Source organism: Polaribacter sp. BM10 (genome assembly GCF_002005425.1).
GTDB lineage: Bacteria > Bacteroidota > Bacteroidia > Flavobacteriales > Flavobacteriaceae > Polaribacter > Polaribacter marinaquae.
Window position 1 is genome coordinate 1,368,947 of record NZ_CP019704.1, and the last position, 14,038, is coordinate 1,382,984.

The 14,038-nt window shown below is 29.6% G+C and carries 16 protein-coding genes; 4 read left to right on the forward strand and 12 right to left on the reverse strand.

Annotation, left to right across the window (positions count from 1 at the left end):
- The first annotated feature begins 27 nt into the window (after positions 1–27).
- The 3 genes from BXQ17_RS06170 to BXQ17_RS06180 all read left to right on the forward strand — a co-directional run bounded on the left by BXQ17_RS06170 (position 28) and on the right by BXQ17_RS06180 (position 3,358).
- On the forward strand, positions 28–2,184 hold the full coding sequence (locus tag BXQ17_RS06170) for a TonB-dependent receptor (protein ID WP_077809778.1): 2,157 nt from the start codon (positions 28–30) through the stop codon (positions 2,182–2,184).
- Between the two features lie 104 nt (positions 2,185–2,288).
- Positions 2,289–2,708, forward strand: coding sequence for a DUF2141 domain-containing protein (locus tag BXQ17_RS06175; protein WP_077809779.1), 420 nt, complete (start codon positions 2,289–2,291; stop codon positions 2,706–2,708).
- Positions 2,709–2,737: 29 nt separating this feature from the next.
- The gene (locus BXQ17_RS06180) at positions 2,738–3,358 is read left to right on the forward strand and encodes a hypothetical protein (protein ID WP_077809780.1); all 621 of its coding nucleotides are present in this window, start codon (positions 2,738–2,740) and stop codon (positions 3,356–3,358) included.
- A 51-nt stretch (positions 3,359–3,409) separates the two neighbouring features.
- Here the strand turns inward: BXQ17_RS06180 and BXQ17_RS06185 are convergent, their stop codons facing one another.
- From BXQ17_RS06185 to kynU, 12 genes are all read right to left on the reverse strand, one after another.
- Positions 3,410–3,829, reverse strand: coding sequence for a hypothetical protein (locus tag BXQ17_RS06185; RefSeq protein WP_077809781.1), 420 nt, complete (start codon positions 3,827–3,829; stop codon positions 3,410–3,412).
- Positions 3,829–4,911: an amidohydrolase family protein gene (locus BXQ17_RS06190; RefSeq protein WP_077809782.1), complete on the reverse strand. Its 1,083-nt coding sequence runs from the start codon at positions 4,909–4,911 to the stop codon at positions 3,829–3,831. Before BXQ17_RS06190 ends, BXQ17_RS06185 begins: the two co-directional genes overlap by 1 nt.
- A gap of 3 nt (positions 4,912–4,914) precedes the next feature.
- Entirely contained in the window at positions 4,915–5,442 is a 528-nt protein-coding gene (locus BXQ17_RS06195; protein WP_077809783.1) for a 3-hydroxyanthranilate 3,4-dioxygenase, read from the reverse strand.
- A gap of 15 nt (positions 5,443–5,457) precedes the next feature.
- Positions 5,458–6,027: a hypothetical protein gene (locus BXQ17_RS06200; protein ID WP_077809784.1), complete on the reverse strand. Its 570-nt coding sequence runs from the start codon at positions 6,025–6,027 to the stop codon at positions 5,458–5,460.
- Positions 6,028–6,090: 63 nt separating this feature from the next.
- The gene (locus BXQ17_RS06205) at positions 6,091–6,867 is read right to left on the reverse strand and encodes an SDR family oxidoreductase (RefSeq protein ID WP_077809785.1); all 777 of its coding nucleotides are present in this window, start codon (positions 6,865–6,867) and stop codon (positions 6,091–6,093) included.
- Positions 6,868–6,917: 50 nt separating this feature from the next.
- Positions 6,918–7,136, reverse strand: coding sequence for a DUF6500 family protein (locus tag BXQ17_RS06210; protein ID WP_077809786.1), 219 nt, complete (start codon positions 7,134–7,136; stop codon positions 6,918–6,920).
- Positions 7,129–8,571 (reverse strand): aldehyde dehydrogenase, encoded by a 1,443-nt coding sequence (locus BXQ17_RS06215; protein ID WP_077809787.1) that lies wholly within the window; start codon positions 8,569–8,571, stop codon positions 7,129–7,131. The genes BXQ17_RS06210 and BXQ17_RS06215 overlap by 8 nt, the downstream gene beginning before the upstream one ends.
- Before the next feature lie 4 nt (positions 8,572–8,575).
- Positions 8,576–8,983 (reverse strand): RidA family protein, encoded by a 408-nt coding sequence (locus BXQ17_RS06220; RefSeq protein WP_077809788.1) that lies wholly within the window; start codon positions 8,981–8,983, stop codon positions 8,576–8,578.
- A gap of 2 nt (positions 8,984–8,985) precedes the next feature.
- Positions 8,986–9,504 (reverse strand): DUF1697 domain-containing protein, encoded by a 519-nt coding sequence (locus BXQ17_RS06225; RefSeq protein ID WP_077809789.1) that lies wholly within the window; start codon positions 9,502–9,504, stop codon positions 8,986–8,988.
- Positions 9,505–10,914, reverse strand: a complete 1,410-nt coding sequence (locus BXQ17_RS06230; RefSeq protein ID WP_077809790.1) for an NAD(P)/FAD-dependent oxidoreductase — start codon at positions 10,912–10,914, stop codon at positions 9,505–9,507. It lies immediately after the preceding gene.
- The gene (locus BXQ17_RS06235; protein ID WP_149025870.1) at positions 10,914–11,348 is read right to left on the reverse strand and encodes a hypothetical protein; all 435 of its coding nucleotides are present in this window, start codon (positions 11,346–11,348) and stop codon (positions 10,914–10,916) included. The genes BXQ17_RS06230 and BXQ17_RS06235 overlap by 1 nt, the downstream gene beginning before the upstream one ends.
- Before the next feature lie 67 nt (positions 11,349–11,415).
- Positions 11,416–12,675, reverse strand: coding sequence for a kynureninase (gene kynU / locus BXQ17_RS06240; protein ID WP_077809792.1), 1,260 nt, complete (start codon positions 12,673–12,675; stop codon positions 11,416–11,418).
- A 110-nt stretch (positions 12,676–12,785) separates the two neighbouring features.
- On the opposite strand from kynU, the gene BXQ17_RS06245 reads away from it, so the two are divergent.
- Entirely contained in the window at positions 12,786–13,973 is a 1,188-nt protein-coding gene (locus tag BXQ17_RS06245) for an SH3 domain-containing C40 family peptidase (protein ID WP_077809793.1), read from the forward strand.
- Positions 13,974–14,038: the final 65 nt, after the last annotated feature.

Genomic DNA, 14,038 nt, shown 5'->3' on the forward strand with positions numbered 1-14,038 from the left:
TTTGTATCATCAAAAAAAACCAAACCGATGAAACGCATATTATTTTTACTACTTACAATAAGTCAAATATCATTATTTGCCCAAACAACAATTTCTGGCAAAGTAACAGATTCTAAAAATTTTCCTATAGAAGGTGCTAACGTGTATTTAGATGGAACTTATGACGGATCTTCGACAAACGAAAAAGGAGAATTTTCTTTCTCTACATCAGAAAAAGGAAATCAAACAATTGTTATTTCTTATATTTCTTTTGAAACATTTATAAAAACTGCCAATGTTACTTCATTAAAAGATTTAAAAGTAAAACTAAGAGAAGATGTAAATTCTTTAGATGCAGTTACTATTAACGCTGGAACTTTTGAAGCTGGTGAAAAAGCAAAAGTAACCGTATTAAAACCTTTAGATATTGTAACTACTGCAAGTGCTTTAGGCGATGTTATGGGCGCTCTACAAACTTTACCTGGCACATCTACTGTAGATGAAGATGGCAGATTGTTTGTTCGTGGTGGAGAAGCAGAAGAAACTCAGATTTTTATCGACGGAATGCGAGTATTTACGCCATATGCTCCGGCAGCTAGAAATATACCAACCAGAGGTAGGTTTTCTCCGTTTTTATTTAAAGGAATTTCTTTTTCTACAGGAGGTTATTCTGCCGAATACGGACAAGCATTGTCAAGTGTTTTACAATTAAATACTATTGATGAACCTTTGGAAGAAAAAACAGATATATCTTTTATGACACTGGGTTTAGGTGTTGGAAACACTCAAATTTGGGGTAAAAATTCTTTCAGTATAAATGCTTCATATATTAATCTAGCGCCATATCAAGCTGCTTTTCCAGATAGAAATACTTGGACCAAACCTGTACAATCTTTAAGCGGAGAAATGGTGTATAGACACAAATTTAAAAATGAATCTTTACTAAAATTATATGGTGCTTTTAGTTATACTTCTTTCGATTTAATTCAAGAGGATATTAACTTCGAAAACGGATTTCAGTTTGGTTTAAGAAACCGAAATTTATATTTTAATGCGTCTTACAAAAATAAATTCGAAAACAATTGGAGGTTAGAAACTGGTTTAAGTTTTACAAACGATTATTCTGATATAAACATTTTTGATGATACAGTTTTAGACAACGAAAACTCTATGCATGTAAAGGTTAAATTGAGAAAAAGGTTTTCTAATCGATTTAAACTAAGCTTTGGTTCTGAATATTTTATTACAAATTTTAATGAAGATTACATTTCTAGCACAAACGATTTTTATGAATTTGATTTTGACAATAATATTTTTGCATCGTTTGTAGAAACAGATATTTTCTTTTCTAAAGGTTTAGCTGCAAAAGTAGGTCTAAGACTAGAGAACTCTGAACTTCTAAATGAATTTACCGTTTCTCCTAGAATTTCTATTGCGCATAAAATTAGTAAAAACTCTCAAGTTTCTTTAGCCTACGGACAGTTTTACCAAAATCCGAAAAATCACTATTTAAAATTCAACCAAAATTTTAAAGCAGAAAACACATCGCATGTAATTGCCAACTATCAAGCAACCAAACAAGGTCAAATCTTTAGAATTGAAGCATATTTAAAAGACTATAATAATCTTGTTAAATTCGATGGAAATACTGCAACATTTTCTAGCAATTATAACAATAACGGTAATGGTTACGCCAAAGGTTTTGATATATTTTGGCGACAAAACAGAAAAATCAAAAATACAGATTATTGGATTTCATACTCTTATTTAGATACAGAAAGAGATTATAGAAATTATCCAACAGCGGCCACACCAAGTTTTGCATCTAAACATAATCTGTCTTTAGTAGCAAAGCATTGGGTAGAAAGTTGGAAAAGTCAACTTGGTTTTACGTACAACTTTGCATCTGGCAGAAACTATACAAACCCTAATGAAGTTGGTTTTCTTAATAATAAAACAAAAAACTACAACTCTTTAAGTGTAAATTGGGCGTATTTAATAGATCAACAAAAGATACTTTACTTTTCTATAAATAATGTTTTGGGCACTCAAAATGTATTTGGTTATAATTACAAAAACAAGCCAGAACCAAACGGAAACTTTAACAGACAAGCAATTATACCAAATGCAGATCGTTTCTTTTTTATTGGTTTCTTCTGGACAATTAGTAATAACAAAAACACAAATCAGTTAGATAACTTGTAAAATTTACAATTCGGTTATAAAAAACAACAATTCGGTATGTTTGTTGTTTTAATTTTGAAAAAACATTCGATATTTACAGTGTTAAACAAATTAAAAAAAATATTATGAAAAACATTCTTCTTATAATCGCACTTATTTTTACAGGTTTATCAACTACAAAAGCACAAGAATCTACAGTAAATTTAACCATTAATATTTCTGGTTTAAATTCTGATAAAGGAACTTTAATGGTAGGAGTTTACAATAAGGAAGAACTTTTTCTAAAAAAACAATTTAAAGGAAGTCTTGCTAAAATAAAAAATAAAAAATCTGTAGTTATTTTTAAAGACTTACCTAAAGGAGAATATGCCGTTTCTTTTGTGCATGATGAAAACAATAATAAAAAAATGGACACCAATTTCTTTGGAATACCAAAAGAGGATTACGGTTGCTCTAATAACGCCACTGGTTTTATGGGACCACCAAAATACAGCGATGCAAAATTTATACTTTCTGAAGATAAAACAATACACATAGAAATATAAAATTAACCAAACCACAAAAACTTTTTAAAATGAAAAAATCTATTTTAATTATCGCAATTTTCATTGCGACAGGAATTGCTGCGCAAACAAAATATCAAAAAGGAATGCAAAAAGCTTTCTCTCTTTGGAAACAAGGTAAAATGACAGAAAGCTCTCAATTATTTGAAAGAATTTCTAAAGCAGAACCTACAAAATGGTTACCAGCATATTACACCGCAAACCTAGAGATATTAAGCAGTTTTGGTTTAAAAGACGAAACAGCTTTAAAAGCAAAATTAACAAAGGCTCAAGAATTTTTAGACATCGCAAAAGCTAACTCAGAAAATAACCCAGAAATATTAATTACGCAAGCACTTTTAAATTTAGGATACATTGCTTTTGATGGTCAAAAATACGGAATGACCTTGTCTGGCAAAACTAATCAATTATATGCAAAAGCCTTAGAAATTGCACCAAACAACCCAAGAGTTATTTTAGGAAATGCAGAGTGGAATATGGGAACTGCAAAGTATTTTGGCAAATCTACCAAGCCATATTGTTCTGAAATTAAGCGTGCAATTGAACTTGGTAAAAAAGAAAAAATTGAAATTGAATTTTATCCGAAGTTTATGCAAGATAGAGCTGAAGAAGTTTTAAAACAATGCGAATAACAACATTTAAAACTGATCATAAAAAAAACTTGAGAATATTCTCAAGTTTTTTTATGCCTTTTTAATTTTATTAGATTCTGGGTCTACATAAAATTTCTTTTTACCATTTGGTAATTTTATTTTTGCATCATTAAAAGTACCAAGAATAGTTTTCCCATCGATAACTACAGACTTTCTTGGCTCTAAATACTCATAAATACAATTTCTATAAGCATCTAAATATTTTGGTTGAATACGAGTTAGAAATTCGGAATACACCTCATCAAAATCTTGATTTATTTTAGATTGTAACCATCTATTTACCAAAGTTGTATCTAAATATGTTTTTTTAGAGTTTTTACCTTGCATAGATTCTTTAGTAGGTAAATCTTCAAAATTTGAAAACTTACCTCCTCTTCTACTCGAAAAGTCTCCGGTTTCTTTAAATTTAGCTCTAGAGCCAGAAGCTTTTCTAAGTAGCCATTTAGACATTATCCTATAATTTTATTTATTAAATCTTGTTTGGCTTTCTCATCCTCACCAAAAAGCCATTGTAAAACATTGTCTTCCCAAATTTCTTCTTTTTCACTTTCAGAAATTATTTTTTGATCTATAGCTAAATCTAATATTTTACCAGGATAAGAAGATTGTTTATCACTTTCCATTTCGCCTAAAGGATAAGGATCATCTAAGCCCATTAAAACTTGATTTGTTCCTTGCCTTTTAAACATTAGTTTTAAAGAATCTGTATCGTGTACAAGTGTATCAAAAAATATGTTTTTATGTCCAACAGCTTTTCTAGGATGTGTTTTTCCTTCAAACAAATCTGGTCTTCCATCGAAACCTTGAATCCTTCTACCCAAATTCATTTGTGCTAATTGCCCACCGTGCGCAAAACAAGTTCTAATATTTTTAAAACGCTCTTGCATACCATTTAACGTATAAAAATGATAAGCATCACCACATTGTGCTAACATCCAAATTAAATGAAAACGCCAATTGGTATTTTCTAATTTAATCATCTTATCACCATCATATGGATGAATTTCGATTGCCAACTTGTATTTATCTGCTAGTTCAAAAATTCGATCATTTTCTTCATCAAAAACACAACGCCATTGCCCAATAGAATCCATAAAATGTGTTGGTAAACACAAAACTTTTAAATTTAATTCTTCTACACAACGTTTCATTTCATCTAACGCACCATAAATAAACCCCGGATGCACAACAAATCCGCAAGTAAATTTAGAAGGATGTTCTCTTTGCACTTTTGCGTTAAAGTCATTTTGAAAACGCAATGCTTTTTTCATTTCTTCTAAACGTAAACCATTACCATACAATTGAGAAAGATTTAGAACAACCGCATGGTCTATCTTATTTTTCTCCATCCAAAGTAATTTTTCATCTAAGAAAAAACTAGAATCTGTTACAGGTCGTCGCCAACCTTTTTGTAACATGTGTTTACGCTCATCATCTACCCAAAAAATTTCCTTTTCTTTCATAAATTCAGGAATTTCTTCTGGATAAGGTAATAAATGAGAATGACCGTTAATACGTAATTTGCGTTTCATTTACTATATTTTATTTGGTGCAGACATTACAGTACCACAATTACTACAAGTACATTTTTCTTTATCAGAATAGTATTTATCGAAAATTATTGGCATATCAGTTTCAATGTTATCCAAAGGAAATTCTTCTCTATACAATTGATTTCCGCAATTTTCGCAATACCACTCTAAAGCATCTAACATATCTTTAGATCTTGGGTATTCGATCACCAAACCAACTGTATTTTCTTTTCTTTGTGGTGAATGTGGTACTTTACCTGGTAATAAATAAATATCACCTTCATTAATTTCAACATCAATTTGTTTTCCATCAGAATCTATAATTTTTAAAATCATATCTCCTTCTAATTGATAGAAAAACTCTGGAGTTTCATTGTAATGATAATCTTTTCTATTATTTGGCCCACCAACAACCATTACAATATACTCGCCATTATCCCAAACCTGTTTATTACCAACAGGTGGTTTTAATAAATGACGATGTTCATCAATCCATTTTTTAAAATTTATAGGTTGTACTAAATTACTCATACATTAATTATTATTTTAACAAACAATAGCTTTTGATTGTTTTTTAACTCTTTTTAAAGTGATTGTATTATTCAACTTATTTTTAAAAGAAAAAATACTAATAAGACCTTTTTTACTTTCTAAAACCTCTACAGGAAAAGCAAAATCAGATAAACTATAATTAAAGTTTAAGGCATTCATATTGTACTTATAATTTTCTATTAAACTAGTAAACTCAGTTGCTAATTCTTCTTCTAAAATATAATAATTGCTATACCCTTTTTCATTAATTAATAAAGCCAATTCATTAGACTTAAATCCGAATAAAGAACTCTTTTGAATAGAAATAGCATAACAATTACTATTTAGTTTAATCGCATTATTAGAAACACTATAACCTTCACTTTTTAAATCTGTAATTAAATTATTACATGTTTTTAGAAAGCTACTAGGTAAGCTAGATAATGCCAAGTTGTTGCTAAAACCAGCAAAACTTTTTAAACCTGCATAGGTTTTATAGTTATTACTTGCTAATGTAGCAGTTGGTGTAATTGATAAAGCACCCGCAGTAATTGCAGATGAAAATAGAAATTTTCTACGATTCATAAGATTTTAAAGTTTGGTTAATCATTCTTTAAAGTTAGTGTTTTTAATTTTATATGAATTGAACTATAAACTTTTTGTTCTACCACCATCAACAGGTACATTAATTCCGTTAATAAAACTTGCGTTTTCACTGGTAAGAAAAACTATAGCCGCAGCAATTTCTTCTGGTTTTGCAAAGCGTTTTGCAGGAGAAGAATTTTTCATATTTGTTGCAACCTCATCTACTGTTAAGCCTGATTTATTTGCTTTATTTTTAATAATTTCATTTAAACGCTCTGTGTTTGTTGCTCCTGGCAACACATTGTTTACTGTTATACCAAACTGACCAAGTTCATTTGCCATTGTTTTAGACCAACTTGCAACTGCACCTCTAATAGTATTTGAAACTCCTAAACCATCTAAAGGTTGTTTTACCGAGGTAGAAATTACATTTACAATTCTACCAAAACATTCTTCTTTCATAAACGGAACAAGACTCTGAACCAAAATATGATTGCATTTTAAATGTTGCGTAAAAGCATTTTCGAATTCTTCTATTTTAGCGTTAAAAATTGGTCCGCCAGCAGGACCACCGGTATTATTGATTAAAACATGAAAATTTAAACTAGTACCTTCTAAAACCTCTTTTAATTGATTCGGTTTTGAAAAATCTGCTACCAAATAATTATGATGCTGATTATTACTTGGTAAAACGGATAAAACTTCTTTCAATTTAGTTTCATTTCTAGCAATAAGTGTAACATTTGCACCTTCTTCTGATAAAAGAATTGCGGTTGCTTTACCAATACCTTGTGTACTACCGCAAACTAATGCGTTTTTATTTTTTAAATTTAAATTCATTCTTATAGCTTTAAAAAATCAAATTAATATATTCTTTTAATTCAATTTTATTATTTGTTATCTATCATCATTTGTTTAATCTTAGCTGCTTTTTCAAAATGATCTAGCTGATGTGTTTCAATCCACCAAGTGGCAACTTGCATTAACAACTTCGGATTATCATTTTTGTTTTTGAAAAAAGCATAAAAAGACAAACCAACATTTTCTCCTTTTTTAGCGATTTTATCATCACAAACCTCAACAATTTTTGCTCTTATCTCTTTATTCATATTGTAAGCATATATTTTTAGGTTCGGTAAAGAAACGCAAAGCTTCAAAACCACCTTCTCTTCCTATCCCGCTTGCTTTTTGTCCACCGAAAGGTGTTCTTAGGTCTCGCATCATCCAAGTATTTACCCAAACAATTCCTGTTTTTAATTGTTTAGAAAACTGCATTGTTCTATTTAAGTTATTTGTCCAAACAGTTGCAGACAATCCATATTTTGTATCATTTGCTAATTCTAAAGCTTCTTTATCAGATTTAAAAGACATTAAAGTTACCACTGGACCAAAAATTTCTTCTTGATTCAATTTACATTTATTGCTACTAACCTCTATAATTGTAGGTTCTAAAAAGTATCCATTTTCACTGTCTTTTACAGTTAATTTATTTCCTCCAAACAAAATTTCACCACCTTCATTCTCTGCAATATCAATATAGCTTTTCACCTTTTCTAAATGTTCTTTAGAAACCAAAGCTCCAATATTTGTATCGCTTTCAGACGGATTTCCTACTTTTAATTCTGTTACTTTTTTTATAAAATCTCTTTTAAATTTTTCAAAAATACTTTCTTCAACAAAAATTCTACTTCCGCATAAACAAATTTGTCCTTGATTGGCAAAAGAAGAACGAACTGTGGTTGTTATCATTTTTTCGTAATCGCAATCTGCAAAAATGATATTCGGATTCTTACCTCCTAATTCTAAAGATAATTTCTTAAACATTGGTGCTGCAACTTTTGCAATATGAGCTCCTGTTTTTGTACCGCCAGTAAAAGAAATAGCTTTAATTTTAGGATGTGCAACAATTGCTTGTCCAGCACTAGTACCCAAACCATGAACAATATTTAAAACTCCTTTAGGTAAACCAGCTTCTGTACAAATTTTTCCTAAAAGATAACTTGTTAAAGGCGTAATTTCACTTGGTTTTGCAACTACACAGTTTCCTGCTGCAATTGCGGGTGCAATTTTCCAAGTAAATAAATATAAAGGTAAATTCCACGGAGAAATACAACCAACCACACCAATTGGTTCACGTAAAGTAAAGTTTACAGCATTTAAACCAATGCTTTCATGTGCTTCTGATGAAAATTGTGTAATTGCATTCGCATAAAACTGAAAATTAGCAGCTGCTCTTGGTATATCTATAGCTTTTGCCAAACTTATTGGCTTACCATTATCTTTAGATTCTGCTTCTGCTAAAAAAGCAACTTTAGTTCTAATTAAATCTGCAATTTTAGATAAGATTTTACTTCTTGTAGCTAAAGTTGTTTGAGACCAGCTTGCAAAAGCATTTTTTGCAGCTAAATAGGCATTTTCTACATCTTCTATTGTTGAATTAGGAATTTGCCCATATACTTCTCCTTTAGAAGGATTGTAATTATCTAACCAATTGTCTAAAACTGGGTTTGCAAACTCTCCGTTGATGTAGTTTTGTATTTTCATTTGATTAAGCTTGTTTTTTGTAAGCCGTAACCTTTATTTCTACAACCAAATCTGGATGCGGTAATTGATGCACAGCTACTGTAGTTCTTGTAGGGCCAGTTTCTTTGTCAAAAAACTCTGCATACGCTTTATTGTAACCTGCAAAATCATTCATATTTACCAAAAAAGAAGAAACATCTACTACATCTTTTATACTTGCCCCTACCGTTTGTAAATTTTTATCTATGTTTTTTAAAACTTCTCTAGTTTGCGTTTCTGCATTTAAAAACTTGGTTCCCATTTCATCAATAATATCTACTCCGGCAATTGTATTATCTGGTCTTCTAGAGCTTGTACCCGATACAAAAATGAAATCTCCAACAACTTTTACATGCGGATAAGCGCCTCTTGGTGTTACTTTTTTTTCTGACATATTTACTTTGCTAATTCTGCTAATTTTAATGTAGTTTTTAAATTTCTTGTGGTAGCATTTACATTTAATTTTTTCTCTAGAACATTATTGCTAAGTTTCGTTTTTCCAAAACCAGATTTACAATTTAAATAGACTACATCTTTTACTATTTTATATAAATCTTCACCAATATTTTTAACCTCAATGGTTTCTTTATCAGAAATTTTATCTAAAAATGTGAATGCTACAATTTTTTCATTTTCAAGAGAAAAAGGATAGTTTTTTACAATTTCATTTAACTCTAAAACAGTTTTTACGATTACATGAATATCTAAATCGAACTTTTGTAAAATTCCTTTTTTTATACGTTTAGAAACTTCTAATTTCGACTGTTCTGAAGTTAGAATTATATTACCGCTTTGAATGTAAGTTTGTACATTTTGAAATTCTAAATCGTTTAATAATTCTCGTAATGTTACCATCGGAATTTTATTTTTTCCTGATACATTAATTCCGCGTAATAAAACGATATATTTTTTCATTTATAAACCTGCTATTTTATCCTCTTCTAAAATCTCATTCGTTTCTTTAATTACTTTATCTAAAATAACTTCTAGCTCTTGCTTTGTCATGTCTAAATGCGTATGAATAGTTTCATCAGCAATTAAATTTAACAAAGCTTTATCTTGCGCTCTACCTCGTTTTAAAGCCTCATAATACCCTATGTTTTCATTAAAAGTAACTAAAGAATATTTAGATGAATATTGATTAGGAAATGTTTTTTCTAAATCCATTTCAATTTTTCTTTTTTCTTTAAAAAGCGGATTTGCAACATGGTCTTTCATTTCATGAAAATTATCTATCGCCAAATCTGCAATAGCATCTGTATCTTTCTTTCGAGTCTTTTGATAGGTTTTAAAAATCGATTTCCAATCTTTTAAATCTTGATTTAAAATTTCATCTAACACAAAAACATCTTCAAAAGAAGCATTCATTCCTTGTCCGTAAAACGGTACAATTGCATGCGAAGAATCGCCAATTAAAAGCGTTTTATTTTGATAAGACCAAGGAGAGCATTTTATAGTTCCTAAAGGACCCGTTGGATTGTTTACAAATTCTTCTTTTATATTAGGAATTAGTGCCAAAGCATCTGGAAATTCTTTCTCGAAAAACGCTGTAATTTTTTCTTCGGATGTTAAATTTTCAAAATTATATTCTCCTTCATCATAACTTAAAAATAAAGTTACGGTAAAGCTACCATCCATGTTTGGTAGTGCAATTAGCATAAAATCTCCACGAGGCCAAATATGTAAATGTTCTTTACTAATTTGGTGTTCTCCTAATGAATCTGCAGGAATTTCTAATTCTTTATAACCGTGATTTAGATAATTCTGAGAATAACTAAACAAAAATTTACGTTCTGATATGTAGCTTTTTCTTAAAGAAGAACCTGCGCCATCTGCACCAAAAATAACTGCTGCTTCAATAGAAAATTCTTCTTTAGTTTTGTAATCTTTAAAATGTGCAATTTTGTTTTCTATGTCTACATTTTTACATTTTTTATTAAAATGAATGGTAACATTTTTATGCTTTTCTGCTTCATCCAATAAAATTGCATTTAAATCTCCTCTAGAAATAGAATTTATGTATTCATTTTCTCTTCCAGAATAATTAGAAGAAAATGTATTTCCTTCTCGATCATGCATTAATCTACCATACATTGGTATACAGATTTCTCTAGCTTTTTCTTCCATTCCGCATAAACGTAATGCTTTTAAACCTCTGTCTGATAATGCTAAATTTATACTTCTTCCGGCAGAAATATCAACAGTTCTTAAATCTGGTCTACTTTCGTAAACATCAACTTTAAAACCTCTTTGTGCAAGTCTTAGAGCTAACAAACTTCCGCATAAACCTGCACCAATAATTAATATTTTATCTTTTTTATTCATTATTTTGTTTTAAAATTCTTTAGAATATTCATTCTATTTAAATAAATAATTATTGTACAAAAAATCAATGTTAATAAATGATTGATATTTGACACTGAACATTCATCAATATAAATAGAACCAGAATACTCATGAAAATGCCAAGGAAAAATATTATCAAAAATTGGTAAATTAATATTGAAAATTGAATTTAAAATTCCTGGTGACAAATCAATAATATCAGGAAAAATACATCCAAATAAAACTACAAGTATTAACAATTTAGAGTGCATTTTTACAGCATAAATTAAAAACAGCATCAAAAACAAACCTAAAATTACATCAACCTTAGAATTTAATGGATAACAGTGTGGTATATAATCTAAAATACCGTGTGATATAACTCCAAGAACGAAACTAAAAAAATATAATGGTAAACTAATTTGATTTTCCATAATCTCTCTTTTGGAAACAACTGAGAAAATAGTGACACCTGTTGCAATGTGAAATATTACATTCATATTACAACAGTCCTTTTAATATAGTTACCATTCTAAAAACATCTTCAAAAGAATTATACATTGGTGTTGGTGCACAACGTATAACATCTGGCTCTCTCCAATCTGTAATAATATTATTTTCTGTTAATTTTTTATGCAAATTTTTATCAGCATTTTTAACCTGAATAGATAATTGACAACCTCTTTGTTTAGGATTTGAGGGCGTAATTATTTTAATATCATCAGAATTAATTTCATTGATTAAAAACTCGAAATAACCTGTTAATTTTTCTGATTTTTCTCGTAAAGCATCCATACCAACCTCATCAAACATATCTAAAGATGCTTTTATTGCTGCCATTGATAATATTGGCGGATTTGATAATTGCCAACCTTCTGCACCTTCCATCACATCAAATGGTTGTCGCATATTAAAACGAGTTTGTTTATTGTGATTCCACCAACCTGCAAAACGTGGTAAGTCTTTATTTTTTGCATGTTTTTCATGTACAAACAAACCTGCTAAACTTCCTGGTCCAGAGTTTAAGTATTTGTAGGTACACCAAGCTGCAAAATCTACTCCAGAGTTATGTAAATCCGGATAAATATTTCCTGCTCCGTGTGCTAAATCTATTCCAACAATACAATTTTTTGCATGCCCAATTTCTGCAATTCTCTTTAAGTCTAAAAACTGACCTGTGTAATAATTTACACCTCCAATTAATAACAAAGCAATTTCATCTCCTTGCTCTGCTACAATAGTTTCTAAATCTGTTATATTTAAAAGTTCTTCGCCTTTTCTTGGTTTCCACTCTATAACATCTTCTTTTGAAAAACCGTGAAATTCTAATTGAGATTGTACAGCATATCTATCTGAAGGAAAAGCATCACTTTCAATAACAATTTTATACTTTGTTTTTGTTGGTCTATAAAAAGAAACCATTAGCAAATGTAAATTGGTTGTAAGGGTGTTCATTACAACAACTTCTAAAGGTTTTGCCCCTACAATTTTCGCCATTTTATCGGTTAAATATTCGTGATAATTTAACCACGGATTTTTAGCTTCAAAATGTCCTTCTACGCCTAAACTTGCCCAATCTTCTAATTCTTGATTTATATAATCTTTGGTAGATTTTGGCTGTAAGCCTAAAGAATTACCTGTAAAGTACAACCAATTATTACCATTTTTATCTTTAGGTATAAGAAATCGATTGCGTAAATAAGAAAGTGAATCTTCTTTATCTTGCTCTTTTGCAAATGCTAAGTTGTTTTGATATTTCATCAATTATAAAAAAATGAGTGTCTTCAAATATAAAACAATCTAAATTTAGAATTAAATTAATCTGAATAAATTACTACCTTTATTTTTTATAAAATTAGAAAAATTAAACAATGAAATTTCAAAAATTAGCTATTATATTTTCGCTTTTAATATACATGTCTTGTAGCAATAACGGTATTCTTATAACAGGTTTAGAGGGTGTTAGTAAAAGTATAAAAGAACAATATGCACCAGACAAAAGAGTGGCAATTTTTGATATTAGTTTTGATAACTCTGATGATAAAATAATTGCTACAGGAATGACAAATTCTAAAGAAGCGTATCAAAAATTAGTTGATAGTTTACAGTCTTTAGATGTTTCTTACATTAATAATATTAGAGTTTTACCAGACACTGTTGTTGGAAATAAAATGTTTGCTGTAGCAAGAAATTCTGTAATAAATATTAGATCTGCACCTAAACATTCTGCAGAGTTAGGCACGCAAGGTTTGTTAGGTATGTCTTTAAAAATTTTAGATAAAGTTGGCGATTTCTATAGAATTCAAACCCCCGACAATTACATTTCTTGGGTTGATAAAGGCGGAATACAGAAAATGAATAAAGGTGAATTTGATACTTGGAATGCTTCTAAAAAAATAATTTTTACAAAGAATTTTGGATATGTTTACAATTCAAAACGACAAGATGCAGCAATAGTTTCTGATATTACTTTGGGCGGACTTTTAAAATATCTTTCTGAAGATGCCAGTTTTTACGAAGTTAAATATCCTGACAATAGAACTGGTTTTGTTAAAAAAAGTGAAGCTGTTGTTTATGAAAATTGGTTAAAAAATTTGCAACCATCAAAAGAAAATGTAGAAAAAGTTGCAAAAAAATTAGAAGGTTTTCCTTATTTATGGGGCGGAACTTCTTCTAAAGGAATTGATTGTAGCGGTTTTACAAAAATGGTGTATTTAATGAATGGTTTTGTAATTCCTAGAGATGCTTCACAACAAATTAATGCAGGTAAAGAAGTTGACGAAAAACTAAATTTCGAGAATTTAGAAAAAGGGGATTTACTCTTTTTTGGAACTGAAGCTACAGAATCTAAAAAAAGACGAGTTGTACATGTTGGTATTTGGCTGGGTAATAATAAGCAAGAATTTATACATGCATCTGGCAATGTACATATAAGTTCTATGGATTCTTTGCAACCACATTTCGATGCATTTAATAAAAATAGATATTTAGGTAGCAAACGCTATTTAGGTATAAAAGATAAAGAGATTATCAATCTTAAAGAAGAATTTAAATTCTAAGAAATCGTCTAAAAAAATTAAAAGCCTTTCAATAAAATATTGAAAGGCTTTTTTGTTGTGTTGAT

Coding starts and splice junctions, on each gene's coding strand:
- BXQ17_RS06170 (WP_077809778.1), top strand. CDS start 28: ATGAAACGCATATTATTTTTACTACTTACAATAAGTCAAATATCATTA.
- BXQ17_RS06175 (WP_077809779.1), top strand. CDS start 2,289: ATGAAAAACATTCTTCTTATAATCGCACTTATTTTTACAGGTTTATCA.
- BXQ17_RS06180 (WP_077809780.1), top strand. CDS start 2,738: ATGAAAAAATCTATTTTAATTATCGCAATTTTCATTGCGACAGGAATT.
- BXQ17_RS06185 (WP_077809781.1), bottom strand. CDS start 3,829: ATGTCTAAATGGCTACTTAGAAAAGCTTCTGGCTCTAGAGCTAAATTT.
- BXQ17_RS06190 (WP_077809782.1), bottom strand. CDS start 4,911: ATGAAACGCAAATTACGTATTAACGGTCATTCTCATTTATTACCTTAT.
- BXQ17_RS06195 (WP_077809783.1), bottom strand. CDS start 5,442: ATGAGTAATTTAGTACAACCTATAAATTTTAAAAAATGGATTGATGAA.
- BXQ17_RS06200 (WP_077809784.1), bottom strand. CDS start 6,027: ATGAATCGTAGAAAATTTCTATTTTCATCTGCAATTACTGCGGGTGCT.
- BXQ17_RS06205 (WP_077809785.1), bottom strand. CDS start 6,867: ATGAATTTAAATTTAAAAAATAAAAACGCATTAGTTTGCGGTAGTACA.
- BXQ17_RS06210 (WP_077809786.1), bottom strand. CDS start 7,136: ATGAATAAAGAGATAAGAGCAAAAATTGTTGAGGTTTGTGATGATAAA.
- BXQ17_RS06215 (WP_077809787.1), bottom strand. CDS start 8,571: ATGAAAATACAAAACTACATCAACGGAGAGTTTGCAAACCCAGTTTTA.
- BXQ17_RS06220 (WP_077809788.1), bottom strand. CDS start 8,983: ATGTCAGAAAAAAAAGTAACACCAAGAGGCGCTTATCCGCATGTAAAA.
- BXQ17_RS06225 (WP_077809789.1), bottom strand. CDS start 9,504: ATGAAAAAATATATCGTTTTATTACGCGGAATTAATGTATCAGGAAAA.
- BXQ17_RS06230 (WP_077809790.1), bottom strand. CDS start 10,914: ATGAATAAAAAAGATAAAATATTAATTATTGGTGCAGGTTTATGCGGA.
- BXQ17_RS06235 (WP_149025870.1), bottom strand. CDS start 11,348: ATGGAAAATCAAATTAGTTTACCATTATATTTTTTTAGTTTCGTTCTT.
- kynU (WP_077809792.1), bottom strand. CDS start 12,675: ATGAAATATCAAAACAACTTAGCATTTGCAAAAGAGCAAGATAAAGAA.
- BXQ17_RS06245 (WP_077809793.1), top strand. CDS start 12,786: ATGAAATTTCAAAAATTAGCTATTATATTTTCGCTTTTAATATACATG.